Origin of the sequence: Janibacter anophelis NBRC 107843, assembly GCF_001570945.1 — a bacterium.
Lineage (GTDB): Bacteria > Actinomycetota > Actinomycetes > Actinomycetales > Dermatophilaceae > Janibacter > Janibacter anophelis.
In genome coordinates this window covers 38,751-63,492 of sequence record NZ_BCSQ01000003.1, presented here as the reverse complement: position 1 = coordinate 63,492, position 24,742 = coordinate 38,751, and the positions used below count along the sequence as shown (strand labels likewise).

Genomic DNA, 24,742 nt, shown 5'->3' with positions numbered 1-24,742 from the left:
CCCATGAGCGACCCCACCCGCATGACCGCTGCCGCGCTCGCGGACGCGCTGGCCTCCGGTGACCTCTCCTCCGAGCAGGTCACCCGCGCCCACCTCGACCGCATCGAGGGAGTCGACGAGCAGGTCGGCGCCTACCTGCACGTCGCCGGCGAGTCCGCCCTCGCCGAGGCCCGTGCCGTCGACGAGCGCCGCGCGAAGGGAGAGAGCCTGCACCGTCTCGCCGGCGTCCCGATCGCGGTCAAGGACGTCATGACGACGACCGGCATCCCGACGACCGCCGGCTCCAAGATCCTCGAGGGCTGGGTCCCGCCGTACGACTCCACCGTCGTCGCTCGCCTCAAGGCGGCCGGCCTGCCGATCCTCGGCAAGACCAACATGGACGAGTTCGCGATGGGCTCCTCCACCGAGCACTCCGCCTACGGCCTGACCCGCAACCCGTGGGACCTCGACCGGATCCCCGGTGGCTCCGGCGGTGGGTCCAGCGCGGTCGTCGCCTCCTGGCAGGCACCGCTGGCGACCGGCACCGACACGGGTGGCTCGATCCGCCAGCCCGCTGCCGTCACCGGTTCGGTCGGCGTCAAGCCCACCTACGGCGCCGTCTCCCGCTACGGCCTCGTCGCCATGGCGTCCTCCCTCGACCAAGCCGGCCCGTGCGCGCGCACCGTCCTCGACACCGCGCTCCTGCACGAGGTCATGGCCGGTCACGACCCGCTCGACTCGACCTCCATCGACCAGCAGGTGCCCGACGTCGTCGGCGCCGCCCAGCGCGCCGACGTCTCCGGGATGCGCATCGGCATCGTCAAGGAGCTGACGGGAGAGGGCTTCTCGCCGCTCGTGCAGGCCCGCTTCGACGAGTCGGTCCAGCACCTCGTCGACGCCGGCGCAGAGGTCGTCGAGGTCTCCTGCCCCAACTTCGTGCACGCTCTCGGCGCGTACTACCTGATCATGCCGAGCGAGGCGAGCAGCAACCTCGCCCGCTTCGACGCGATGCGCTACGGCCTGCGGGTCGGTCCCGAGGGCGTCGACGCCCCGAGTGCCGAGCAGGTCATGGCCGCCAGCCGTGACGCCGGCTTCGGTGACGAGGTCAAGCGCCGCATCATCCTCGGCACCTACGCCCTCTCCTCGGGCTACTACGACGCCTACTACGGCAGCGCGCAAAAGGTCCGCCGCCTCATCGCCGACGACTTCGCCGCGGCCTTCCAGGCCGCCGACGTCCTCGTCAGCCCGACGGCGCCGACGACCGCCTTCCGCTTCGGTGAGAAGACGGACGACCCGATGGCCATGTACCGCGGTGACATCGCGACCATCCCGGCCAACCTCGCCGGAGTGCCCGGCATGTCGCTGCCGAGCGGCCGCGCCGAGGACGGGCTGCCCGCGGGCTTCCAGATCCTCGCGCCCGCCATGGCGGACGACCGCCTCTACACCGTCGGCGCCGCCCTCGAGCAGCGTCTCGTCTCCGCCTGGGGTGGTCACCTGCTCGAGCAGGCCCCCGAGCTGGCCGTCATGAAGGGAGCCTGAGACATGGCGAGCAGCACCACCGACGAGGTCCTCGGGTACGACGAGGCCCTGTCCACCTTCGACCCCGTCATGGGCCTGGAGGTCCACGTCGAGCTCGGCACCAACACCAAGATGTTCTGCGGGTGCGCCACCGGATTCGGCGCCGAGCCCAACACGCAGGTCTGCCCGGTGTGCCTCGGCCTGCCCGGCGCCCTCCCGGTCGTCAACGCGATCGGCGTCGAGTCGGCGATCCGCATCGGCCTTGCCCTCAACTGCGAGATCGCGCAGTGGTGCCGTTTCGCCCGGAAGAACTACTTCTACCCGGACATGCCGAAGAACTTCCAGACCTCGCAGTACGACGAGCCGATCGCCTTCGACGGTTACCTCGACGTCGAGATCCCGGGCAAGAATGGCGAGACCTCAGAGATTTTTAGAGTCGAGATCGAGCGCGCCCACATGGAGGAGGACACCGGCAAGAGCCTGCACGTCGGTGGCGCCACCGGCCGCATCCAGGGCGCCGAGTACTCGCTCGTCGACTTCAACCGCGCCGGCATCCCGCTCATCGAGATCGTCACCCGTCCGATCGTCGGCGCGGGCGAGCGCGCCCCGGAGGTCGCCAAGGCCTATGTCGCCGCGCTGCGTGACCTGCTGCGCGCCCTCGACGTCTCCGACGTCAAGATGGAGCAGGGCTCGATGCGCTGCGACGTCAACCTCTCCCTGCGTCCGCGCGAAGGGAGCGACCCGGCCGCTCCCGAGCAGCTCGCCGTCCCGCTCGGCACCCGGACCGAGACCAAGAACGTCAACTCGCTGCGCTCGGTGGAGCGGGCGGTGCGCTACGAGGTCTGCCGCCACGCCGCGGTCCTGACCTCCGGCGGCTCGATCCTGCAGGAGACGCGCCACTGGCACGAGGACACCGGCATCACGACGAGTGGCCGGGAGAAGTCCGACGCCGAGGACTACCGCTACTTCCCCGAGCCGGACCTCGTGCCCGTCGCGCCCAGCCGTGAGTGGGTCGAGGAGCTGCGCGCCACGCTGCCCGAGCCGCCGGCCCAGCGCCGCAAGCGGCTGCAGGGCGAGTGGGGCTACTCCGACCTGGAGATGCGCGACGTGCTCAACGCGGGCGCGACCGAGCTCATCGAGGAGACCGTCGCCGCCGGCGCCACGCCGCAGGCCGCCCGCAAGTGGTGGCTCGGCGAGCCCTCCCGCCGGGCCAACACCGAGGGTGTCGACCTGACGACCTATGCCGAGCAGGTGGGCGTCACCCCGGCGCACGTCGCAGAGCTCGAGTCGATGGTCGGCGCGGGCCGGCTCAACGACAAGATGGCCCGTCAGGTCCTCGAGGGCGTCCTCGACGGCGAAGGGGGCCCCACCGCCGTCGCCGATGCGCGCGGTCTCGAGCTGGTCCAGGACGACGGCGCCCTCGAGGCAGCGGTCGACAAGGTCATCGAGGCCAACCCCGACGTCGCCGACAAGATCCGCGGCGGCAAGGTCCAGGCCGCTGGGGCGCTCATCGGTCAGGTCATGAAGGAGATGAAGGGCCAGGCCGACGCCGGCAAGGCGCGCGAGATGATCCTCGCCAAGCTCGGCGCCTGATCTCGGGATCGACCCGGGGGAGCGCGTCCCGCGTCCCCCGGGTCGATCTGGTCGAGTGCCCCCAGGAGGCCGTCGACTACCTCGAACCGGGTGCTGGGGGTCCGGGGAGCAGCGTGCGCTCCACCGCCCCGGTCGGCACCCACGGCGGCAGTGGGATCTCGAGCGCGTGCTCCTCACCGCGCAGGACGCTGACCCCGCCGGGGCCCTCGGGGGCCTGATCGCCGTAGGCCCCGTCGTGGCGCCGGACCGCGGTGATCTCGGCGAGGGGGATCACCTCGTCGCCCACGCTGACGGTCGAGCCGGTGATCCGCACGACGGGCTCCTTGCCGCGGACGACCTGGCGGACGAGCACGGGGATCCCCACGACGCCGAAGAGGACGATGCCGAGCCACATGAGGCCGGTGCGCAGCCACCACCCGTCGCGGGTGAGCACCCACGCACACACGACCGTCATCCCGATGACGAGCAGCAGGTAGCGGACGGCGGGCAGGCGGCTCTGCTCGATGACGATCGTCTCGCCGCGCCTGAGCGCACCGGTCCAGGTGGCCGCGAGTGCTTCGGGGTCCGGACGACGTCGCATGACCCGAGGGTAGGTCGCCTCGGCGAGATCCCGGGGGCGGCCTAGGCTCGATCCATGGTCACCGTCTCCTTCCCCGACAGCAGCTGGCGCGACGACGTGGGTCCGGTCGAGGGCGTCACCGCACTCGTGTGGGACCCCACGGATCCGCCGCCGACGCAGGAGCTCGATGTCTTCGTCGCCCCGTACATGGGCGGTCCGGACCTCATCGAGCCGGTCGCGCAGGTGCCGTCCGTCCGCCTGGTCCAGCTCCTGTCGGCCGGCGTCGACGCGGCACTGCCGGTCGTCCCCGAGCACGTGGCGATCGCCAATGCGCACGGCGTGCACGACGCGGCGACCGCGGAGCTGGCGGTGGGGCTGGTCCTCGCGTCGCAGCGCGGGTTCGACGAGTTCGCCACGGCCCAGGCGAAGGGGGAGTGGTTGCCTCGGAAGTTCCGCCCCGGGCTCGCCGACAAGCGCGTTCTGATCCTCGGCTACGGCTCGGTGGGCTCGGCGATCGGCCGGAGACTGGCTCCCTTCGAGGTGGAGCTGACCGCGCTCGCCTCCCGCGCCCGTGGCGGCGACGAACTCGTCGAGCGCGTCCACGGCACGGACAAGCTGCTCGACCTGCTGCCGCAGCACGACATCGTCATCTCGGTCCTGCCGGGGACGGCCACGACCCGAGGCATCCTCGGGGCCGAGGCCCTCGCGGCCCTGCCCGACGGGGCACTCGTCGTCAACGTCGGTCGCGGACCCGCGCTGGACACCGAGGCGGCGCTCGCTGAGGCGGGCCGGTTGCGCTTCGCGCTCGACGTCACCGACCCGGAGCCGCTGCCGGCAGGCCACCCGCTGTGGTCGGCCCCCGGTGTCATCATCAGCCCGCACGTCGGCGGGGTCACCGAGGCATTCCGTCCGCGCATGGTGGCGCTGCTTCGCGAGCAGCTCGCCCGACTGGTCGCCGGGGAGGAACCCATCCACGTCGTCGACCGCGGCTGAGCCGGTCGGGCACGGACGCTCGGGTCGGCCGACAGCCAGCCGGTCGCGCTCAGTCGAGCGGATAGACGCGCGCGCCGATCCGCAGCACGCCGTCGGCCATGGTCGCGGCACCGTCTTGGGCGGCATTGCCACCGGCGAACGGACCGCGCACCTCACCTTCGGGTGAGACCGCCCATGTGGCGCGGTGCCGGTCGCCGACGATGTCCTGCGTCGAGCCGACGACGGCCACCCACCCGCTGACGTCGGCCTCGGCGATGCCGAGGGACGGGGTGCCGGGGATGCGCACGACGCGGTCGCTGCCGATCTCCCACAGGCCCACCTCCGCGCCGCGGCGCACCGGCTGCCAGAGCACCTCGGCCCGCTGGTGGCGGATCTCGTCGTGCGTCGCGACCCACCCGTCGGGAGCCGCGGTCGGTGTCACCTCGCCCGTGACCAGGTCCAGGGAGTGGTACTGGCCCTCGTCACCGGGGATGTGGATGACGTCTCCGGTGTCGGGCAGGGCGAAGGGCTGGGCGTCGCGGATCCACTCCTGCTCCCACCGGGTCTCGCCCGAGGACACGGAGACACCGCGGATCGAGTCGGTGCCGTGCTCGACGGCCACGTCACCGACGATCCGGCCGGCGGCGGAGCAGTCCAGGCCCTCGATCAACACCTCGCCGTCGCCCACCCGGTGCACGTCGACGGTGTCGGTGTCACTGCCGGGCGTGGGGAGGAAGACCGCTGACTGGCGCAGGTCGCGGGAGTCCGGGATCCAGGGCGCGCGCTGCTTGCACTCCGTCCCCGACGGGCGGGCCGAGGTCCACAGCTCCACGCCGGAGGTCAGGTCGTGCCCGACGGTGCCGCTGCGCGAGGAGACGACGAGCACGCCGTCGTGCTGGGCGATGGCGTGGGGGTCCTCGCCGACGTCGGCCCACCACACCTGGTGGCCGGTGTCGATGAGTCGCGCGATGAGACGAGTGCCCTCGCCGTCCTCGACGGGCTCGCTGAGGATGACGGTCTCGTCGGTCGTCGTCATCACGTGGCTGTCCTCGGGGACGGTCCACAGCACGGCTCCGGTGGCGAGGTCGCGCGCGCTGCCCCCGGCGAAGAGGACCCGATCCTGCCGGAAGGAGTCCTCGGTCAGGTGGCTGGGCGCGCCCGTCTCGTCCCAGTGCTCGTGCTGGTCGGGCAGCCCGTTGAGCGCCAGCCAGGAGCCGCCCGCCGCAACGAGTGCGACGGCCAGGCAGACAGCCGCGAGGACCAGGGGCGTGCGCAGCACACGGGAGAGCAGCAGGGCGAGGCCGGCGACGAGCAGGACGACCCCGCCGTAGTAGGTCCACCGCCCGAGGTCAGCGAGGACCGATGCCGCGAGCAGGCCGATACCGACGGCGCAGAGGGCCGCACCGCAGAGCGCGACGTGCTTCGTCAGCCACTCGAGCACCCTGCGCATGTGCCGCAGTGTAGGTCGGGGGCCCGAGCCGACCGTGGCACCGCGCCGACGCGTGTGGGGTCAGTCCACGGGGTGGACGACGTCGTCGACCTGGAGCAGCCCATCGGCGATGTAGGCGTTGCGCCCCTCGAAGGGACCGCGGAGCCCACCCTCGGGGGAGATGGCCCACGCCCGGCGGTGCCGGTCACCCACGGCGTCCTCGACGTCGGCCGCCAGCACGAACCACCCGCTTGCCCAGTCCTGGACGAATTCGCGGTAGGAAGCGGCGGCCGGCACCTCGATGACCCGGTCGGTGCCGAGCTCCCAGACACCCAGGCCACCGTCCTCGCCGACGACGGGCTGGCGGACGGGGTCGCCGAACTCGTCGTGGGTCTCGTCCAACGGCACCCGCCAGCCGTCGGGCGGGCTCGTCTTCGTGACCGCGCCGGTGGCCACGTCGACGGCGAAGTACTCGAGGTCATCCGGGACGAAGGCGGTCGACCCGGACCCGGAGATGGCCCAGGCCAGCGGCTCGAGGTGCTCGGGTGCGCGCCACAGCACGGCGCCGTCCTCGACCGAGCGACCCTCGAGCCGATCCCCGTCAGCCTGAACCAGGACGTCAGCCAGGACGCGGGCGCCGTTCAGGCAGGAGACGTCCGACGAGATCGTCTCGCCGTCGACCACCCGCAGCAGGTCTGCCGAGGCACCGGCAGCCTCCTCGTCCATCGCCACGACGACCGACTGCCCCCGGGCCGGGCCGTAGGAGTGGTGCAGGTCGCCGAGCTCGCACATCGTGGCCGAGGGAAGGGCGGAGGTCCACACCTGCTCGCCCGAGCGCAGGTCGTGTGCCCGCGTGCCCTCCGAACCGCTGAGGACAAGGATGTCTTCGTCGACGGCCACACCTCGTCCGAACGGCGAGGTCACCGCCCACTGCTCGCTGCCGTCGCTCGGGGCCCGGGAGACCAACCGTCCGCTGCGTCGGTCCTCCGTCGGCTCGAAGCTGATGACCGCGGTGTCCGTGAGCGCGACGAGATCGATGTCCTCGGCGGTGGAGGGAGCGGCGCCGTCTCCCCACGTGGTCCAGCGGACCGCGCCCGTCGCCGTGTCGTAGGCGGCTGCCCCGGTGAACCATGCGTCGCCCAGTCGCCCGGCATCGCCGGTGATGTCGTACCCCTCGGCCCGTTCCGGCCACGCAGCGTGGTCCTCGGGGATCCCGTTGAGCCCGAGCCATGCACCGCCACCGACGAGGACCGCCACGGCGGTCACCGCGGGGACGAGGAGCGTGCGGCGACGCAGGACGCGGGCGAGCAGCAGACCCAGTCCGACGGCGACCGCGGCAGCGCCGCCGTAGTAGGGCCATCGCCCCAGGTCGGCGACCACGGCCACCACGATCCCGGCCACTCCGACCGCGACGAGTCCGACCCCGGCCACCCCTGCACGTCCCATGTGCCCGGATCCTAGGGCCGCGACACCGGGCCCGCCCGGTCACCGCAGCGTGATGCGCAGGACACGGTCGTCACCCTCGCGCGGCTCTCCGCGGAAGGTGTTGTTGGTCAGCACCCACAGGCTCCCGTCGGGAGCGAGCGCGACGTCGCGCAGCCGCCCGTGCTCACCCTCGAGCAGCCGCTGCGGCGTGCCGACCTGCGTGCCCTCTCCCTCGCCCGTGACGGGCACGCGCCACAGGCTCTCTCCACGCAGCGCCGCCATGACGACCGAGCCGTCGTCGGCGACCGCGATGCCGCTCGGCGACGCCTCGGCGGTCGACCACGTCGCGACCGGGTCGACGAACTCGGACCGTCCGCCGACGCCCTCGACCTGGGGCCACCCGTAGTCGCTGCCGGGCGTGATCCGGTTGAGCTCGTCCCACGTCGACTGGCCGAATTCGCTGGCCCACATCGTCCCGTCCTCGCCCCAGGCGAGACCCTGCACGTTGCGGTGGCCCGAGCTCCACACGGGGGAGTCCGCCTCGGGGTTGCCCGGTGCCGGCTCGCCGTCAGGCGTGATCCGCAGGATCTTGCCGCCGAGGCTGTCGGCGCGCTGTGACGAGGAGGTCTCGCCGGCGTCGCCGGTCGCGACGTAGAGGTGACCGTCGGGGCCGAAGGCGATCCGGCCGCCGTTGTGGATGCCGGCGTTCGGGATGCCGGTGAGGACCGGCTCCGGTGAGCCGAGGCCGTTGTCCCCCAACGTCATCCGCAGGACGCGGTTGTCCTCGTCGGTCGTGGCGTAGACGAAGATCGTCTCGTCCTGCGCGAAGTCGGGGGAGACCGCGAGGCCGAGCAGGCCCCCTTCGCCATCGGCCGCCACGCCGGGGACGGTGCCGACCTCGCTCACCCGACCGTCCGCGATCCGCACGATCGTGCCGCGGTCGCGCAGGGTGACGAGCGCGTCGCCGTCGGGGACGAAGGCGATGTCCCACGGCACGTCGAGGTCGCGGGCGACCTCGGTGACCTCCGGTGGGCCGGAGTCGGGCGACGCTGTCGTCCCGGACGACGACGACGTGGACGGGGTGGCGCTGCCGCCCACGGACGACGGCGCGTCACCGCCGCCGGACCCCCCGCTGCAGGCCGCGAGGAGCACCGCCGCGGACATGCCGAGGAGTGACCCGACCACAGCGTGCGGCGTCATGCACCGAGGCTACCGAGGGGTGGCGCCGGAGTGTGTCCGGGGCCACACTCGGATCATGACGACGTCAGCAGAGGACCGGACCCTGATCCTGCTGCGGCACGCCGAGCCCGAGCCGGGCGGTGCCGGTCAGGACGACCGCGAACGACCACTCACCGAGCTCGGTCGGGAGCAGGCGCAGGAGGTGGGGCGCTGGCTGCGCGAGCACGGGCTCGGCTGTGACGAGGTCATGTGCTCGCCGGCGCTGCGTACCCGCGAGACGATGCAGGAGGTCGCAGCAGCCGGATGCCCGGAGGCGGAGGTGCAGATCGAGCACCGCCTGTACAACGCGGACGCCGACGACGTCCTGGCCGTCATCCGTGAGTCGACCGACGACGCCAACGTGCTGCTCGTCGTCGGGCATGCTCCCGGCCTGCCGACGGCCGTCAGCCTGCTCGCCGACGGCGAGGGCGACGACGAGGCCCACGAGCAGCTGAGCAACGGGTTCCCCCCGGGGGCGGCCGCGGTGCTGCGCTTCTCCGGGCACTGGCAGGACCTGGCCTACGGGGCGGCCGTGCTCGACGAGCTGCGCGCCCCGAGGCCGGCTCCCGTCAGCGGGTGAGCGCGGCGGGCGTCGTGAGCGACGTCAGCTTGTGCGGGTTGCGCACGACGTAGGCGGCGGCGACCTGCCCGTCGACGACGGTGAACGTCGCGACGGCTTCGAGCTCGCCGTCGATCTCCAGGCGAAGGGCGGGCGCCCCGTTGACCTCCACGGCCTGTGCCGAGGTGGCCGCCACGTAGACGCCTTGGAGGAAGCGCAGCACCTTGTCCACCCCGATGATCGGCTTGAGGGCGGCCTGCTTGACCCCGCCGCCGTCGGTGAGCAGCACGACGTCGGGGGCGAGCACGTCGACGAGTGACTGGAGGTCGCCGCCGGCGACCGCCGCGAGGAACCGCTCCATCACCGCCGCCCGCTCGTCCGCGGTGACCGTCTGCCGTGGCCTGCGGGCCGTGACGTGCCGGCGGGCCCGGTGGGCGACCTGCCGGACAGCCTCGGGCGTCTTGTCGACCGCAGCGGCGATCTCGTCGTAGGGCAGGTCGAAGACCTCGCGGAGCACGAAGACGGCGCGTTCCACCGGCGCGAGCGTCTCGAGCACGAGCAGCATCGCGGTCGAGACGCTGTCGGCGAGCTCGACGTCCTCGGCCACGTCGCGGGTGGTGAGCAGCGGCTCGGGCAGCCACGGCCCGACGTACTCCTCGCGCCGACGGCTGCTGCTGCGCAGGTGGTTCAGCGCCTGCCGGGTCGTGACCCGCACGAGGTAGGCGCGCGGGTCGTGGACGTCGTCGGTGACCCGCGACCAGCGCAGCCACACCTCTTGGAGCACGTCCTCGGCGTCCGCTGCGGAGCCGAGCATCTCGTAGGCGACGGTGTAGAGCAGGTTGCGGTGGGCGACCCACGCCGACGTGGCGGCGTCGTCGCCGCTCCCGATGGTGCTCACGCACTCACCGTCCCACGCCCGCGTCGCGCCCGGCGAGGGGGAGCTCGCACACCTCGGAGAACCCTTGGCTCGACAGGCCGGCGGCGGCGTTGAAGCGGGAGCGCTCGTTCTCCACCGCCACCATCATCGTCAGCTCGACGAGGGCCGAGGTGCCCAGCCGCTCGCGCAGTCGCGTGGACAGCTCGTCGGTCACGGTCGGCGGGGTCGCGGTCATCGCCTCGGCGTACTCCATGACGTCCCGCTCGAGGTCGGTGAAGACGTCCGACTCGCGCCAGCGCGGCACCTCGCGCACCTTGTCGAGGTCGAGCCCGTCCTCGTGGGCGGTCCAGTAGCCGAAGTCGAGGCACCACGAGCACCCGATCGTCGCCGCCGAGGCCATGACCGCGTAGATCTTGAGGTGGGGGTCGAGAGCGTCCCACGTCGCGATCCGGCGCTCGTGGCCGAAGGTCGTCATGAGGACCTTGCGGTTGTGAAAGAGGACGTGGGCGTTGTCGGGCACCTCGCCGTAGAGCCGTCGGCTGAGGCCCGCGACGAGCCGGCCGAAGGGGGAGGAGGTCAGGTCGGCGCGGGGGATGCGGAAGGAGCTGGGCACGGTGGTTCCCTTCGTCGGTCGGCCCGTCGTCGGGCCGTTCACCATGAAGACACCGGCCGGGCGGTCCGCGTGACAGGACCTGCGTCACACCGCCAGGACGTAGTGGCGGAAGGTCGCCGTCATCTCCATGCCGACGTGCTCGTAGAGCCCCAGCGCGCCGGTGCGCGAGTCGGTCGACAGGCCGGCCCGCTGCAGGCCGCGTCGGCGGCCCTCGGCGAAGGAGTCCGCGAGCAGGGCGCGGGCCAGGCCGAGCCCGCGGTGACGGGCGGCCACGGCGAGCTGGTCGACCCAGAGCATCCCGTCCTCGCTCCCGATGACCATCGCCGCGCCGACGACCTCACCCGCGCGGTCGCGCACGACCCGGCAGCGCCAGGGCGCGGCCTCGTCGCCCTCGAGGAAGTCGGCGGACCAGTCCGCGAAGCTCGTCGGACGGCGCCCCGGCCACTCGTTGAAGGCGTCCTCGATGACGCGGTGCACGGTGAGCATCTCGTCCGGGCGGCCCTCGCCGAGGGCGAACCCGTCGGGGAGGGACTGGTCGGCCACGGTGCGGCCGTGGGGCAGCTCGAGGATCCACGCGTCGTAGGTCGGGCGGGCGCCCGCCGCCTCGAGGAAGCGCTGTGCCGCGCTGCCCACGGGCACCGTCTGCGACACCTCGTCGTCGTCGTGGGCGCGAGCGATGGACATGGCGTGGTCGAGGAGTGCGCGCCCGATCCCACGACCGCGCCACGCCTGCGGGACGACGGCGTCGAGGTGACCGCGCTGCCCGACGAGCGCGTAGGCGACGAGATCGTCTCCGTCGAGCAGGGCGACGGACCGGGTGGCGAGGTCGGTCGAGGGCTGGCGCCACGTGCGCTCGACGTCGACGAGCTCGGTGAACGGCTCGGGGAGGGACTCGGCCTCGTCGGCGCGGGCCAGCGCGACGACCGCCGGGGCGTCGGCGGGCTCGAGCGGGCGGACTGTGAGGTCGACGCCGGCCGGCAGGACGAAGGGGGGCGCGTCTCGGCTCGTCATGGAGGCAGCCTCCCGCCGCGGGCGGTGCCTGTCACGCGAATTCCGGCGCACCCCCTTCGCGACTCCTCCGGTCCGGGGCCACACCCTTCGTCCATGTCCGCATCGTGGATGCTGCTGTCTCAAGCGTTGACACGGGGCGGGCGGCGGGAGAGAGTACGGGCATGGCCCTCCTCCTCGTACTTCCCCGGCGCGCTGCCTGAGCGACGACCCGTCGCCGACGTAGCGCGCGCCCTTCATGTCCGCACCCGGACTGAGGGGCTTTTTCATGCCGGGAGAGGATCAGGGAGGACCAGCAGATGGCACGCCGAACCGAAGGACACACGGTGACTGACACGAGCAGCAGCACCCCGAGCCCGGCCGCGATGGCGCGCCGGACCGAGGCCAGCAGAGCGACCCCGGAGCAGGTGACCGGCGCCAAGAGCCTGATCCTCGCCCTGGAGCACGTCGGTGCCGATGTCGTCTTCGGCATCCCGGGTGGCGCGATCCTGCCGGCCTACGACCCGCTGATGGACTCGACCAAGGTCCGCCACATCCTCGTGCGCCACGAGCAGGGCGCCGGCCACGCGGCCGAGGGGTACGCATCGGCCACCGGCCGGGTCGGCGTGTGCATGGCCACCTCCGGGCCCGGTGCCACCAACCTCGTCACGGCCATCGCCGACGCCCACATGGACTCCGTGCCCATGGTCGCGATCACCGGGCAGGTCGCGTCCGCGGCCATCGGCACCGACGCCTTCCAGGAGGCGGACATCCGCGGCATCACGATGCCGATCACCAAGCACAACTACCTCGTGACCGACGCCGCGGACATCCCGCGGGTCATCGCCGAGGCCTTCCACATCGCGAGCACCGGCCGACCCGGCCCCGTCCTCGTCGACATCGCCAAGGACGCGCTGCAGGCCACGACCACCTTCACGTGGCCGCCGCAGATCAACCTGCCGGGTTACCACCCGGTGACGCGCCCGCACGCCAAGCAGATCCGTGAGGCCGTGCGCCTCATGGCCGCCAGCCGCCAGCCGGTCCTCTACGTCGGCGGTGGCGTGATCCGCGCCGGCGCGCACGCCGAGCTGCGCCGGCTGGCGGAGCTGACGGGCATCCCGGTCATCACCACCCTGATGGCCCGGGGCGCCTTCCCCGACGGGCACCCCCTCCACCTGGGCATGCCGGGCATGCACGGGTCGGTCGCAGCCGTCACCGGCCTGCAGCGCAGCGACCTGATCATCGCGGTCGGCGCGCGCTTCGACGACCGGGTGACGGGGCAGCTCTCGTCCTTCGCCCCGGACGCGCGGGTCATCCACGCCGACATCGACCCCGCGGAGATCTCGAAGAACCGCGTCGCCGACGTGCCGATCGTCGGTGACGCCAAGGCGATCATCAGCGAGCTCATCGCGGCGATCGAGACGGGGGAGGGAGAGGCCGGGCAGGTCACTCCCGACACCTACCGCGGGTGGGTCACCACGACGAAGGGGTGGGCGCAGGAGTACCCCGTCGGTTACACCCCGGCGCACGAGGGCGCCCTCATGCCGCAGCACGTCATCGAGCGCATCGGCGCGATCGCCGGTCCCGAGGCCGTCTACGCCGCGGGCGTCGGTCAGCACCAGATGTGGGCCGCGCAGTTCATCGGCTACGAGCGTCCCAACTCGTGGCTCAACTCCGGTGGTGCCGGCACCATGGGCTACTCGGTGCCTGCCGCCATGGGGGCCAAGGTCGGTGAGCCCGACCGGGTCGTGTGGGCGATCGACGGCGACGGCTGCTTCCAGATGACCAACCAGGAGCTCGCGACCTGCGTCATCAACGACATCCCGATCAAGGTCGCGGTCATCAACAACTCGAGCCTGGGCATGGTGCGCCAGTGGCAGTCGCTGTTCTACAACGAGCGCTACTCCAACACCGACCTGCACACGTCGGTCGGCAACCGCATCCCCGACTTCGTCAAGCTCGCCGAGGCGTACGGCTGCGTCGGCCTGCGCTGCGAGCGGCCCGAGGACCTCGACGCGACGATCGAGCAGGCGATGGCGATCAACGACCGCCCGGTCGTCATCGACTTCGTCGTCGAGCGCGACGCCATGGTGTGGCCGATGGTCCCCGCCGGCGTGAGCAATGACGCCATCCAGACCGCCCGTGACGCCGCGCCCGTGTGGGACCGCGAGGAGTCCGAGGCGGTCGAGCAGGACACCGACGCCGACCACGACGGCCAGTGAGGGAGCACCCACGCATGAGCACCAAGCACACCCTGTCCGTCCTCGTGGAGAACAAGCCCGGCGTCCTCGCCCGGATCTCGGCGCTGTTCTCCCGCAGGGGATTCAACATCGACTCGCTCGCCGTCGGGCCCACGGAGCACCCCGAGGTCTCCCGGATGACCGTCGTCGTCGACGTCGACCTGCTGCCCCTGGAGCAGGTGACCAAGCAGCTGAACAAGCTCGTCGAGGTGCTCAAGGTCGTCGAGCTCGACCCGCTCGCCTCGGTGAACAGCCAGGTCGTGCTCGTCAAGGTGCGGGCCGACGCGACGAGCCGCAGCGGCATCCTCGAGACCGCGCAGATGTTCAAGGCCAAGATCGTCGACGCCACCGCCGACGCGATCGTCCTGCAGGCCGTCGGCAATGCCGACAAGCTGAACTCGATGCTCGACATCCTCGAGCCGTACGGCGTCAAGGAGCTCGTCCAGTCGGGCGTCGTCGCCATCGGCCGCGGACCCCGCTCGATCACCGACCGTTCCAGACACTGATCCACCCGGTCATCGCCCCGCCCGACGCGAGACGATGACGCCAGACCTCGACCGCAGTACCGACACCACAAGGAGAAGAGCCACATGGCCGCCGAACTGATCTACGACGACGACGCCGACCTGTCCATCATCCAGGGCCGCAAGGTCGCCGTCATCGGCTATGGCTCGCAGGGCCACGCCCACTCGCTCAACCTGCGCGACAGCGGCGTCGACGTGCGCGTCGGCCTCAAGGAGGGCTCCAAGAGCCGCGCCAAGGCCGAGGCCGAGGGCCTGAAGGTGCTCACCCCGCGCGAGGCCGCCGCCGAGGCCGACGTCATCGTCATCCTCGCGCCCGACCAGGTGCAGCGCCACGTCTACGCCGACGACATCGCCCCGGAGCTCAAGGACGGTGACGTCCTCGTCTTCGGCCACGGGTTCAACGTGCGCTACGGCTACATCCAGGCCCCCGAGGGCGTCGACGTCATCCTCGTCGCGCCCAAGGCGCCCGGCCACACGGTGCGTCGTGAGTTCGTCGACGGCCGCGGCATCCCGGACATCATCGCCGTCGAGCAGGACGCCTCGGGCAAGGCCTGGGACATCGCGGCTTCGTACGCCAAGGGCATCGGTGGCACCCGCGCCGGCGTCATCAAGACGACCTTCACCGAGGAGACCGAGACCGACCTCTTCGGCGAGCAGGCCGTCCTCTGCGGTGGCATGTCGCACCTCGTGCAGGCGGGCTTCGAGACCCTCACCGAGGCGGGCTACCAGCCGGAGATCGCCTACTTCGAGGTGCTGCACGAGCTCAAGCTCATCGTCGACCTCATGTGGGAGGGCGGCATCGCCAAGCAGCGCTGGTCGATCTCCGACACCGCCGAATACGGCGACTACGTCTCCGGCCCGCGCGTCGTCGACGCCAAGGTCAAGGAGTCGATGAAGGGCATCCTCGCCGACATCCAGGACGGCTCCTTCGCCAAGCGCTTCATCGACGACCAGGACAACGGCGCCGCCGAGTTCCAGAAGCTGCGCGAGGAGGAGGCCGGTCACCCGATCGAGGCCACCGGCAAGACGCTGCGTGCGCACTTCGCCTGGCAGTCGGGCGACGACGACTACACCGAGGGGTCGGCTGCTCGCTGACGAGAGCGCGAGCATCGCAGCGAGCGCCAGCGAGCCCGCTGCTCACAGGACCACCCGCCGCGGCCACCCCGCGCGGGTCCCCGAAGGGGCGTCACCCGGCTCACCAGCCGGGGACGCCCCCTTCGTCATGCCCGCCGGCTCGACCGCAGGGGCCCGCCATTGGAGGTATACGCGCAGGTGATTCGTCAGCGCGGTTACCTCCAATCGCGGGGGGAGGGGGGAGGGGGCGAGTGCCCTCAGCCGGCGAGGTGCCCCCAGGCGGGGGAGAGCTGCGCCCAGGTGCCGGTGGCGACCGCGCGGCCACCGTCGAGGACGACGACCCGGTCCGCCTGCTCGAGCGCCGCGCGCTTGGAGGTCGCGCCGATGACGGTCGCGCCTCGCTCGCGCAGGCCGCGCCACAGGTCGATCTCGGTCGTGGCGTCGAGGGCGGAGGAGACGTCGTCGGCGAGCAGCAGCTCGGCCTCGGTCGCCAGCGCACGGGCCAACGCCAGTCGCTGCACCTGGCCGCCGGACAGGCGCACCCCGCGGTGGCCGACGAGCGAGTCGGGCCCGCCTGCGGCAGAGACGTCCTCGCTCATCCGCGCCAACCCGATGGGGGCGTCGAGCGGACGCTCGTGCCCGAGCCGCACGTTGTCGACGAAGGTCCCCGACAGCACCCGCGGCACCTGCGCGACGTGCGCTACTCGTCCGGGCCGCAGCACCCGCTGCGGGTCGGTGACGGCAGTGCCGTTCCACAGCACCTCGCCGCGGTGGTCGACGAGACCGGCGAGCGAGGCGAGCAGGCTCGACTTGCCCGAGCCGACCTGCCCGACGAGCAGCACGAGCTCACCGGCGTCGACGGTCAGGTCGATGTCGCTGGCCCCGATCGTGCCGTCGTCGTGGACGACGGTGACGTCGCGCAGCTCGAGGCGGCGCAGGGGCTCGCGCTCACCGGCGACGGGCGCCGGCGAGACGCCCTCGACGAGGTCCACGCCCTCGGGCAGGTCCATCAGGTCGACCCCACCGGCGAAGCGCGCGGTCTCGACCTGCCAGGCCCGGGTGCCCGGCGCCTCGGTGACGACCATGCTCGCGACGCGACCGAACCAGTCGAAGCCCGCGACTGCCCCGGAGACGAGGATCGCCGTGCCCAGGCCCCAGCCGCCCGCGACGTGGATCCACCACGTCGCGACGACGCCGCACTGGACCATGACGAGCGGGACGGCGTCGAGCACGGCCTGGACGCGGTGCTCCTTGACCGCCGCCTCGACGCGGCCACCGTCGACCTGACGCAGGTGACGTCGGACGAAGGGAGTCGCCGCCGCCAGCTTGACCGTGCGGACCGCCTCGAGCGCCGAGACGACGGCACGGCCGAAGCGCGCGCGGGCGAGGGAGGCCGCGGCCGCCGACCGACCTGCCACGGGCCGTCCCAGGCTCGCGGCCAGCGCCGAGCTGACCATCACGGTCAGCAGGACCGCGCCGGCGACCCAGGTGCCCGCGAGCACCGCGGTGAGCGCGGCGATGACGAGGCCGTTGATGAAGTCGACCCACCGGTCCGCGTACCGCGCGTAGCGGTCGGCGTCCATCGAGCGGGCCACGACCTCGCCCGGGGGCGTGCGCGGCAGCCGCTCGGCGCGGGTCTGACCCACGAGCACGGCGAAGCGGGTGCGCAGCATGACCTCGATCCACCACCGCGGGTAGCGGAAGAAGGCCTGCGACGTGAGGAAGGGGACGACGAGCAGGCACGCGACGAGGGCGAGACCGAGCAGCGTGGGCGTGCGCCCGGCCTGCAGGTCCTCGATCGCGCGGCCCCAGACGAGACCCGTGATCGCCCCCTGGGCCCCGAGCAGGGACATGGCGAGGAAGCAGAGGGCACCGGCGATGCCCCACTGCGGCTTGACCGACAGGGCGTGGGCGATGCCGCGCCCGAGCGACGGCCCGTCGCCGACCTCTGGCACCTCGGGAGGCGTCGTCGTGCGGCGACGCCCGCCGACCGGGTCGAGGTCCGCGTGGTCGACGTGCCCCTCCGCGGACGGCACGTCGGTGTCGGACTCGGCCCGGCTGTCGAGCAGCAGGCTGCGGAAGGGGCCGGGCTCGCGCGCCAGGTCGATGCGCCGACCCTGCTGGATGACCCGCCCGTGGTCGAGGACCACGACGTGCGGCGCGCGCTCGATGGTGTTGAGCCGGTGGGCGATGAGGATGCCGGTGCGGCCGACGAGCAGGCGGTCCGAGGCCGAGACGACCCGGCGCTCGGTGAGCGGGTCCATGCGGGCGGTCGCCTCGTCGAGGACGACGACCCGCACGTCGCGCACGAGCAGGCGGGCGAAGGCGACGAGCTGCTCCTCACCGGCCGAGAGGGTCGTGCCCCCGGGCCCGAGGAGGGTGTCGAGCCCGTCGGGCAGCCCGTCGACCCAGTCGGCCAGGCCGAGCTCGGTGACGGCTGCGACGACGTCCTCGCGCGGGGTGTCGTCGAAGAGGGTGATGTTGTCGGCGAGCGAGCCGGCGATGATCTCGGTGCGCTGCGTGACGACGCCGACGTCGGTGCGCAGCTGCTCGAGGTCGATGTCGCGCACGTCGACCCCGCCGACGAAGACGCTGCCCCGGGGCGGCTCGACCGCCCGGGAGACGAAGGACGCCAGGGTCGACTTGCCCGACCCGGTCCGCCCGACGAGGGCGACGGTCTCGCCGGCCGGGCAGGCGAAGGTCACGTCGCGCAGCGCGAAGCTGCCCTCGCTGTAGGAGAAGTCGAGCCCGCGGACCTCGACGGACAGCTCGGCGCCGGCGGGGACGGGGGCGCCCCCCTGCGGCTCCGGCTCGACCGCGAGCATCTGGCGCAACCGGATCACGGCGCCCAGACCGGCCTGCAGGTCGGGCAGCTGGTGGGAGAGCTGGCCGACGAGTCCGACGAAGGTCGACGTGACGATGAAGAGCGTGACGAGCTCACCCACGGACAGCGCGCCACCGACGGCCAGCGCGATCCCCGCGACGCCGATGCCGGCGAGCAGGGAGTGCAGCAGCAGGCCGGCCCGGCGGGCCAGCCGGCTCTCGAGGACGACGACGTCGGCGAAGCGCGCGTGCACCCGCGCGGTGAGCGTCGCGAGGCGCTGGAGCATGTGGGCCTGACCCAGGCTGGTGCGCAGGTCGTCGCGACCGGCGATGCCCTCCTCGAGGGCGCTGGCGTGGTCGGTCCAGGCCATCTCCTCGATGACCTTGCGCCGGGAGATCTCGCCCAGGAGGGGACGGACGGCGACGGCCGTGACCCCGCCGAGCAGCGGGAAGAGCAGCCACGCGGGCCACCACGTGATGCCCGCGACGATCCACATCGGCAGCACGGAGAAGGAGGTGCGCGCGAACATCCACACCTGCCACCGCATGAGGTTGCCGACCTCGTGGGTGTCGTCGTCGACCCGGTCGAGGATCTCGCCGGCGGCCTGCTCGGAGAGCGTCGCGACGGGCTGGGCGAGGGCGGCGTCGAGCAGGTCGTCGCGCAGCACGCCCTCGGCGCGGTCGGACAGGCCGACCCAGATGACCTTGCCGACGTTGTCGATGACCGCGCCGCCGATGAGGAGCAGGGCGAGCAGCTGGACGAGTCGGGTGGTCGGGTCCTCCGCGAGCCGACCGACGACGACCGTGCCGAGGGTGAGCAGCACCGCGGCGACGGCCGAGCACGCGAGCGCGGCGCCCGCGGCAGGCGAGCGCATGCGTCGCCAGTTGACGGTGCGCTCCGGGGGAGTCGGTCGGGTGGTCGTGGGAGGCGGTACTGCGGTCCGCTCGAGGGTCTGGGTCATGGCCTGTCAAGGCTATGTCCACCCACCGACACGCGCCTCCGAATTTCTGGTTCACCAGGGGTGGGTGACCAGGCCCCTCTCGATGAGCGCCAGGCGCACGCGCTCGCGCACGTCGAGGTCGACGAGGCGGTCGTGGGTGAGCTCGTGGGCCAGGTCCGGCAGACGCCGGCCCAGCCAGGCGAGCACCTCGGCCTGGGGACGAAGGGGGAGGACCTCCCCTTCGTCCGCCAGCAGACCGTGTGAGGAGACGTAGACCTGTGCCCCGACCACCTCGCCCCCGGCCCACGTGCACGCGGAGGTGAGGACCTCGCGGCGGTAGTTGGGCTCGGTCAGATCGAGCGCCGCGAGCTGCGCGTCGTCGAACCAGCCGACCGACAGCTCGCGGCGTGCACCGGGGGAGCGTGCGGGCGCGGCCGCGACGAAACCGCGCGCCGCCACCTGCGCGAAGTGCCCCACCGTCAGGTCGGTGACCACCGCCGGCGCGACGGGCAGTCCGGTGGCGAGGAGGTCGCCGAGCTTCGCGACGAGGACGGCGGGGGAGGCATTGGACCCGACGGCGACGACCGGCGTGCGGGCGGCCAGTGCGTCGGGCGAAGGGAGGTCCCCGACCTCGATCCCGTCCGGCCACACCACGCCGGTCACGGCGGGCACGGTCCACGGGTAGTCGGCGGGATGCATCCCCTCCACCGTACGACGAGACACCTGACGTTGGTCGAGGGACAACGGACGCTGGTCGAGGTGCGAGGGCGTTCGCGCCCGAGCCTCGAGACCTGTGGCTTCGAGGCTCGTTCCTCGCTCCTCAGCCAGCGTGGGGGTGGGGGGCTCCCAACGTTGGTCGAGGTGTGAGGGCGCCCGCGCCCGAGCCTCGAGACCCGGTCCACGGACTGGACAGGGCGTTCCGTCGCGCGTCCCGAGCGGCGTACCGTCGTGCGGTCGGCGCCCACCCGGCCCCGTCCCCTTCGGCACTCCCACCCATGTCGTGCCCGCACCTGATCCACCACGCACGCACGAGGAGTCGTCATGACCGACGAGGCCACCACCGAGGCCCGCCGCGCGCTCCAGGAGAGCCTGGACCGCCGCGAGCAGGGCAGCCGGGACTGACCCGCACCCACGCACATCGACGCGGCCGCCCCCGATCCGGGGGCGGCCGCGTCGTACGTCCCCACGGTGACGACCAGTCCACGGGGTGAGCGGACCGGCCGGGGACTGAGACGCGGTATCAGTCCCCGGAACGGCGAACTACCGTGGTGTCATGCCGCAGCTTCGATCCCGCACCACGACCCACGGACGCAACATGGCCGGTGCCCGCGCGCTCTGGCGTGCGACGGGCATGGGAGAGGGTGACTTCGGCAAGCCGATCGTCGCGATCGCCAACTCCTTCACCCAGTTCGTCCCCGGGCACGTCCACCTCAAGGACATGGGCCAGCTCGTCGCCGGCGCCGTCGAGGAGGCCGGGGGAGTCGGCAAGGAGTTCAACACCATCGCCGTCGACGACGGCATCGCGATGGGCCACGACGGCATGCTCTACTCGCTGCCGAGCCGTGAGGTCATCGCCGACTCGATCGAGTACATGGTCAACGCGCACTGCGCCGACGCCCTGGTGTGCATCTCCAACTGCGACAAGATCACGCCCGGCATGCTCCTGGCCGCGCTGCGGCTGAACATCCCCACCGTCTTCGTCTCCGGCGGCCCGATGGAGGCCGGCAAGGCGATCATCGGCGACGACGGCGAGACCTTCACCCGGCTCGACCTCGTCGACGCGATGGTCAAGGCCGTCGACGAGAACGTCTCCGACGACGAGATCACCGCGATCGAGCAGTCCGCCTGCCCGACCTGCGGGTCCTGCTCGGGCATGTTCACCGCCAACTCGATGAACTGCCTGACCGAGGCCCTTGGCCTCTCCCTCCCCGGCAACGGCTCGACGCTGGCGACTGCGAGCGCCCGCCGGGACCTCTTCCTCGACGCCGGCCGCCTCGTGGTCGACCTGTGCCGCGACTACTACGACAACGACGACGCGTCGGTGCTGCCGCGCTCGATCGCGACGAAGCCCGCCTTCGCCAATGCCATGCGCCTGGACATCGCCATGGGCGGCTCGACCAACACGATCCTCCACCTGCTCGCGGCCGCGCAGGAGGCCGGCGTCGACTTCGACCAGCACGACATCGACGCGCTCTCGCGGGTCACCCCGTGCCTGGTCAAGGTGGCCCCCAACAGCGGCGACTACTACATGGAGGACGTGCACCGCGCCGGCGGCATCCCCGCGATCCTCGGCGAGCTGCACCGCGGTGGGATGCTCGACACGAGCGTGCGCTCGGTGCACAGCCCCGACCTCGAGTCGTGGCTCTCGGACTGGGACATCCGCTCCGGGCTGGCGACGGGCAAGGCGACCGAGCTCTTCCACGCTGCCCCCGGTGGGGTGCGCACGACGCAGGCCTTCTCCTCCACCAACCGGTGGTCGAGCCTCGACACCGATGGCGAGGACGGGTGCATCCGCTCCGTCGAGCACGCCTACACGAGCGAAGGGGGCCTGGCCGTCCTCACCGGCAACCTCGCCCCGGACGGGTGCATCGTCAAGACCGCCGGCGTGCCCGAGCACCAGTGGAACTTCTCCGGGCCGGCCCGCGTCGCCGAGTCCCAGGATGCGGCCGTCGAGATGATCCTTTCCAAGCAGGTGCAGGAGGGCGAGGTCGTCGTCATCCGCTACGAGGGCCCCAAGGGCGGCCCCGGCATGCAGGAGATGCTCTACCCGACCTCCTACCTCAAGGGCACCGGTCTGGGCCCGAAGTGCGCCCTGATCACCGACGGCCGCTTCTCCGGCGGTTCCTCTGGACTGTCGATCGGGCACGTCTCCCCGGAGGCCGCCTCCGGCGGCGCGATCGGCCTGGTCCGGGACGGCGACGTCATCGAGTTCGACATCCCCGGTCGTCGGGTCAACCTGCTCGTCGACGACGAGGAGCTCGCCCGGCGCCGCACCGAGCAGGACGCGAAGGGGTGGGCCCCCGCCGCCCCGCGTGACCGCCACGTCACGCCCGCGCTGAATATCTTCGCGAAGTTCGCCCAGTCCGCCGACAAGGGCGCCGCGCGCAAGGTCGACTGAGCCCACCCCGTTGACGCGTCCGAATGTCGGGACGCGGGGTTCACATGTCGGGACGGCGACCTAGGGTGGCGCCCATGAACGACGCGCAGACCAGCTTCGACATCGCCGTCATCGGGGGCGACGGGATCGGCCCCGAGGTGGTCGCGGAGGGCCTGAAGGTCCTCGGTGCCAGCGGTGTCGACATCCGCACGACCGAGTACGACTTAGGTGCCGCGCGCTGGCACCGCACCGGCGAGACCCTGCCGGACTCCGTCGTCGAGGAGCTGCGCGGACACGACGGCATCCTGCTCGGCGCCATCGGCGACCCGAGCGTCCCCTCCGGCGTCCTCGAGCGGGGCGTGCTGCTCCCCCTTCGCTTTGCGCTCGACCACTACGTCAATCTGCGCCCGGCCAAGCTCTACCCGGGCGTCACGAGCCCGCTGTCGACCGAGGTGACCGACAAGGGGCTCGACTTCGTCGTCGTCCGCGAGGGCACCGAAGGTCCCTACGTCGGCAACGGCGGCGCGCTGCGCGTCGGCACCCCGCACGAGGTCGCGACCGAGGTCAGCGTCAACACCCGCTTCGGCATCGAGCGGGTCGTGCGTGACGCCTTCGCCCGCGCCCAGGCCCGCCCGCGCCGGCACCTGACGCTCGTCCACAAGCACAACGTGCTCACCCACGCCGGCCACCTCTGGCGCCGCACCGTCGAAGAGGTCGGCGCGGAGTTCCCCGACGTCGAGACCGCTTACCAGCACGTCGACGCGGCGACGATCTTCCTCGCGACCGACCCGGCGCGCTTCGACGTCATCGTCACCGACAACCTCTTCGGCGACATCATCACCGACATCGCCGCGGCCGTCGCCGGTGGCATCGGGCTGGCCGCGAGCGGCAACATCAACCCGACGCGCGAGGCGCCGAGCATGTTCGAGCCGGTCCACGGCTCCGCCCCCGACATCGCCGGCCAGGGCAAGGCCGACCCGACCGCCGCCATCCTCTCCGCCGCGATGCTCCTGGACCACCTCGGTCTGTCCGAGGACGCCCAGCGCGTCGAGGCGGCCGTCGCCGCCGACCTCGCCGAGCGCGCGGGTGAGCGGTCGACCAGCCAGATCGGTGACGCCGTGGCCGGCCGGCTCTGACACCTCCCTGCCGGGGGGTAACCTGCAACACACCAGACCCCCGAGGAGACGTGTCACCGATGACCGCTGAGCTGACCTTCACGACCACCCGCAGCGAGACCGCGGCGTCCGACACGGACCGCGCCGCGATCCTCGCCGACCCCGGGTTCGGCTCCCACTTCACCGACCACATGGTCACCGCGACGTGGACGAAGGGGGAGGGCTGGCACACCGGTGAGGTGCGCCCCTTCGGGCCCCTCCAGGTCAGCCCGGCCGCGGCCGTCCTGCACTACGCGCAGGAGGTCTTCGAGGGGATGAAGGCCTACCGCCACGAGGACGGCTCGGTCTGGACCTTCCGCCCCGACCGCAATGCCGCGCGCATGGCGCGCAGCTGCGAGCGGCTCGCGCTGCCGGTGCTGCCGGAGGAGGACTTCATCCGGTCGATCACCGCGCTCGTCGAGGCCGACGAGCCGTGGGTCCCGGCCTTCAGCACCAAGGAGGAGAGCCTCTACCTGCGGCCCTTCATGTTCGCGTCCGAGGCCTTCCTCGGGGTGCGCCCGGCCAACGAGGTGACCTTCTCGGTCATCGCCAGCCCGGCCGGCGCGTACTTCCCCGGTGGCCTCAAGCCGGTCAACCTGTGGCTGAGCACCGACTTCGCCCGCGCCGGTGACGGGGGCACGGGAGCGGCCAAGTGCGGCGGCAACTACGCCTCCTCGCTCGCCGGGCAGCTGGAGGGCATCGCCCAGGGCTGCGACCAGGTCGTCTTCCTCGACTCCTCGACGCACACCTACATCGAAGAGCTCGGCGGGATGAACCTCTTCTTCGTCACCAAGGACGGTCGCCTGCGCACGCCCGCGCTCACCGGCTCGATCCTCGAGGGCGTCACCCGCGCCTCCATCCTCGAGATCGCTCCCGACCTCGGTCTGACGCCCGAGGAGTCGCGCATCGAGATCGACGAGTGGAAGGACGGCGTCGCCTCCGGCGAGATCACCGAGGTCTTCGCCTGCGGCACCGCCGCGGTCGTCACGCCCGTCGGCGAGCTGCGCTGGGCCGGCGGCTCGGCCGCGTCCACCGCGGGCGAAGGGGGCGGAGAGGTCACCCGGTCGATCCGCCAGGCGCTGCTCGACATCCAGTACGGCCGCGCCGCCGACACGCGTGGCTGGATGACCCGTCTCGTCTGAGCCACGACCCGTCGCGGA

Annotated in this window: 19 protein-coding genes; 10 read left to right on the top strand and 9 right to left on the bottom strand. The window is 72.3% G+C overall.

What is annotated here, in order from left to right; all coding sequences use genetic code 11:
- The first annotated feature begins 3 nt into the window (after window positions 1-3).
- On the top strand, window positions 4-1,518 hold the full coding sequence (gene gatA, locus JAN01S_RS01525) for an Asp-tRNA(Asn)/Glu-tRNA(Gln) amidotransferase subunit GatA (protein WP_068312601.1): 1,515 nt from the start codon (window positions 4-6) through the stop codon (window positions 1,516-1,518).
- A 3-nt stretch (window positions 1,519-1,521) separates the two neighbouring features.
- The gene (gene gatB / locus JAN01S_RS01520) at window positions 1,522-3,090 is read left to right on the top strand and encodes an Asp-tRNA(Asn)/Glu-tRNA(Gln) amidotransferase subunit GatB (protein ID WP_068312598.1); all 1,569 of its coding nucleotides are present in this window, start codon (window positions 1,522-1,524) and stop codon (window positions 3,088-3,090) included.
- A gap of 76 nt (window positions 3,091-3,166) precedes the next feature.
- Here the strand turns inward: gatB and JAN01S_RS01515 are convergent, their stop codons facing one another.
- A complete protein-coding gene (locus JAN01S_RS01515) occupies window positions 3,167-3,670 on the bottom strand; it encodes a hypothetical protein (protein ID WP_068312595.1) in 504 nt (167 codons plus the stop codon).
- A gap of 54 nt (window positions 3,671-3,724) precedes the next feature.
- On the opposite strand from JAN01S_RS01515, the gene JAN01S_RS01510 reads away from it, so the two are divergent.
- Window positions 3,725-4,642 (top strand): 2-hydroxyacid dehydrogenase, encoded by a 918-nt coding sequence (locus JAN01S_RS01510; protein WP_068312592.1) that lies wholly within the window; start codon window positions 3,725-3,727, stop codon window positions 4,640-4,642.
- 49 nt (window positions 4,643-4,691) lie between these two features.
- On the opposite strand, the gene JAN01S_RS01505 is transcribed toward JAN01S_RS01510, so the two are convergent.
- From JAN01S_RS01505 to JAN01S_RS01495, 3 genes are read right to left on the bottom strand one after another with little or no spacing between them, the layout of a single operon-like run.
- Entirely contained in the window at window positions 4,692-6,071 is a 1,380-nt protein-coding gene (locus tag JAN01S_RS01505) for an outer membrane protein assembly factor BamB family protein (RefSeq protein ID WP_068312589.1), read from the bottom strand.
- A 60-nt stretch (window positions 6,072-6,131) separates the two neighbouring features.
- Entirely contained in the window at window positions 6,132-7,496 is a 1,365-nt protein-coding gene (locus JAN01S_RS01500; RefSeq protein ID WP_157075548.1) for an outer membrane protein assembly factor BamB family protein, read from the bottom strand.
- A 39-nt stretch (window positions 7,497-7,535) separates the two neighbouring features.
- The gene (locus JAN01S_RS01495) at window positions 7,536-8,675 is read right to left on the bottom strand and encodes a PQQ-dependent sugar dehydrogenase (protein ID WP_068312584.1); all 1,140 of its coding nucleotides are present in this window, start codon (window positions 8,673-8,675) and stop codon (window positions 7,536-7,538) included.
- Window positions 8,676-8,730: 55 nt separating this feature from the next.
- Between JAN01S_RS01495 and JAN01S_RS01490 the strand changes: the two genes are divergently transcribed.
- A complete protein-coding gene (locus JAN01S_RS01490) occupies window positions 8,731-9,273 on the top strand; it encodes a SixA phosphatase family protein (RefSeq protein WP_068312580.1) in 543 nt (180 codons plus the stop codon).
- On the opposite strand, the gene JAN01S_RS01485 is transcribed toward JAN01S_RS01490, so the two are convergent.
- The 3 genes from JAN01S_RS01485 to JAN01S_RS01475 are packed head-to-tail and all read right to left on the bottom strand — an operon-like array spanning window position 9,263 to window position 11,753.
- The gene (locus tag JAN01S_RS01485; RefSeq protein WP_169797146.1) at window positions 9,263-10,150 is read right to left on the bottom strand and encodes an RNA polymerase sigma-70 factor; all 888 of its coding nucleotides are present in this window, start codon (window positions 10,148-10,150) and stop codon (window positions 9,263-9,265) included. The genes JAN01S_RS01490 and JAN01S_RS01485 overlap by 11 nt on opposite strands.
- Window positions 10,151-10,154: 4 nt before the next feature.
- A complete protein-coding gene (locus JAN01S_RS01480) occupies window positions 10,155-10,787 on the bottom strand; it encodes a carboxymuconolactone decarboxylase family protein (protein ID WP_217999984.1) in 633 nt (210 codons plus the stop codon).
- 39 nt (window positions 10,788-10,826) lie between these two features.
- A complete protein-coding gene (locus JAN01S_RS01475; RefSeq protein ID WP_068312577.1) occupies window positions 10,827-11,753 on the bottom strand; it encodes a GNAT family N-acetyltransferase in 927 nt (308 codons plus the stop codon).
- A gap of 362 nt (window positions 11,754-12,115) precedes the next feature.
- On the opposite strand from JAN01S_RS01475, the gene JAN01S_RS01470 reads away from it, so the two are divergent.
- The 3 genes from JAN01S_RS01470 (at window position 12,116) to ilvC (ending at window position 15,588) form a co-directional block, all read left to right on the top strand.
- Window positions 12,116-13,951 (top strand): acetolactate synthase large subunit, encoded by a 1,836-nt coding sequence (locus JAN01S_RS01470; RefSeq protein WP_068312698.1) that lies wholly within the window; start codon window positions 12,116-12,118, stop codon window positions 13,949-13,951.
- A 14-nt stretch (window positions 13,952-13,965) separates the two neighbouring features.
- A complete protein-coding gene (gene ilvN, locus JAN01S_RS01465) occupies window positions 13,966-14,475 on the top strand; it encodes an acetolactate synthase small subunit (RefSeq protein WP_068312574.1) in 510 nt (169 codons plus the stop codon).
- An 84-nt stretch (window positions 14,476-14,559) separates the two neighbouring features.
- Entirely contained in the window at window positions 14,560-15,588 is a 1,029-nt protein-coding gene (ilvC, locus tag JAN01S_RS01460; RefSeq protein ID WP_068312571.1) for a ketol-acid reductoisomerase, read from the top strand.
- A 236-nt stretch (window positions 15,589-15,824) separates the two neighbouring features.
- Here the strand turns inward: ilvC and JAN01S_RS01455 are convergent, their stop codons facing one another.
- Window positions 15,825-19,352, bottom strand: coding sequence for an ATP-binding cassette domain-containing protein (locus JAN01S_RS01455; RefSeq protein WP_068312568.1), 3,528 nt, complete (start codon window positions 19,350-19,352; stop codon window positions 15,825-15,827).
- A gap of 51 nt (window positions 19,353-19,403) precedes the next feature.
- The gene (locus JAN01S_RS01450) at window positions 19,404-20,030 is read right to left on the bottom strand and encodes a hypothetical protein (RefSeq protein ID WP_068312565.1); all 627 of its coding nucleotides are present in this window, start codon (window positions 20,028-20,030) and stop codon (window positions 19,404-19,406) included.
- Window positions 20,031-20,604: 574 nt separating this feature from the next.
- Between JAN01S_RS01450 and ilvD the strand changes: the two genes are divergently transcribed.
- From ilvD to JAN01S_RS01435, 3 genes are all read left to right on the top strand, one after another.
- On the top strand, window positions 20,605-22,449 hold the full coding sequence (gene ilvD / locus JAN01S_RS01445; protein ID WP_084359909.1) for a dihydroxy-acid dehydratase: 1,845 nt from the start codon (window positions 20,605-20,607) through the stop codon (window positions 22,447-22,449).
- Window positions 22,450-22,523: 74 nt separating this feature from the next.
- The gene (locus JAN01S_RS01440; protein ID WP_068312559.1) at window positions 22,524-23,564 is read left to right on the top strand and encodes a 3-isopropylmalate dehydrogenase; all 1,041 of its coding nucleotides are present in this window, start codon (window positions 22,524-22,526) and stop codon (window positions 23,562-23,564) included.
- 59 nt (window positions 23,565-23,623) lie between these two features.
- Entirely contained in the window at window positions 23,624-24,724 is a 1,101-nt protein-coding gene (locus tag JAN01S_RS01435; protein WP_068312555.1) for a branched-chain amino acid aminotransferase, read from the top strand.
- The last annotated feature ends 18 nt before the right edge of the window (window positions 24,725-24,742 follow it).

What these genes read in the sequence shown, in the direction of transcription:
- gatA (WP_068312601.1), top strand. Translation starts at nt 4, where the DNA reads ATGAGCGACCCCACCCGCATGACCGCTGCCGCGCTCGCGGACGCGCTG.
- gatB (WP_068312598.1), top strand. Translation starts at nt 1,522, where the DNA reads ATGGCGAGCAGCACCACCGACGAGGTCCTCGGGTACGACGAGGCCCTG.
- JAN01S_RS01515 (WP_068312595.1), bottom strand. Translation starts at nt 3,670, where the DNA reads ATGCGACGTCGTCCGGACCCCGAAGCACTCGCGGCCACCTGGACCGGT.
- JAN01S_RS01510 (WP_068312592.1), top strand. Translation starts at nt 3,725, where the DNA reads ATGGTCACCGTCTCCTTCCCCGACAGCAGCTGGCGCGACGACGTGGGT.
- JAN01S_RS01505 (WP_068312589.1), bottom strand. Translation starts at nt 6,071, where the DNA reads ATGCGCAGGGTGCTCGAGTGGCTGACGAAGCACGTCGCGCTCTGCGGT.
- JAN01S_RS01500 (WP_157075548.1), bottom strand. Translation starts at nt 7,496, where the DNA reads ATGGGACGTGCAGGGGTGGCCGGGGTCGGACTCGTCGCGGTCGGAGTG.
- JAN01S_RS01495 (WP_068312584.1), bottom strand. Translation starts at nt 8,675, where the DNA reads ATGACGCCGCACGCTGTGGTCGGGTCACTCCTCGGCATGTCCGCGGCG.
- JAN01S_RS01490 (WP_068312580.1), top strand. Translation starts at nt 8,731, where the DNA reads ATGACGACGTCAGCAGAGGACCGGACCCTGATCCTGCTGCGGCACGCC.
- JAN01S_RS01480 (WP_217999984.1), bottom strand. Translation starts at nt 10,787, where the DNA reads ATGGTGAACGGCCCGACGACGGGCCGACCGACGAAGGGAACCACCGTG.
- JAN01S_RS01475 (WP_068312577.1), bottom strand. Translation starts at nt 11,753, where the DNA reads ATGACGAGCCGAGACGCGCCCCCCTTCGTCCTGCCGGCCGGCGTCGAC.
- JAN01S_RS01470 (WP_068312698.1), top strand. Translation starts at nt 12,116, where the DNA reads ATGGCGCGCCGGACCGAGGCCAGCAGAGCGACCCCGGAGCAGGTGACC.
- ilvN (WP_068312574.1), top strand. Translation starts at nt 13,966, where the DNA reads ATGAGCACCAAGCACACCCTGTCCGTCCTCGTGGAGAACAAGCCCGGC.
- ilvC (WP_068312571.1), top strand. Translation starts at nt 14,560, where the DNA reads ATGGCCGCCGAACTGATCTACGACGACGACGCCGACCTGTCCATCATC.
- JAN01S_RS01455 (WP_068312568.1), bottom strand. Translation starts at nt 19,352, where the DNA reads ATGACCCAGACCCTCGAGCGGACCGCAGTACCGCCTCCCACGACCACC.
- JAN01S_RS01450 (WP_068312565.1), bottom strand. Translation starts at nt 20,030, where the DNA reads ATGCATCCCGCCGACTACCCGTGGACCGTGCCCGCCGTGACCGGCGTG.
- ilvD (WP_084359909.1), top strand. Translation starts at nt 20,605, where the DNA reads ATGCCGCAGCTTCGATCCCGCACCACGACCCACGGACGCAACATGGCC.
- JAN01S_RS01440 (WP_068312559.1), top strand. Translation starts at nt 22,524, where the DNA reads ATGAACGACGCGCAGACCAGCTTCGACATCGCCGTCATCGGGGGCGAC.
- JAN01S_RS01435 (WP_068312555.1), top strand. Translation starts at nt 23,624, where the DNA reads ATGACCGCTGAGCTGACCTTCACGACCACCCGCAGCGAGACCGCGGCG.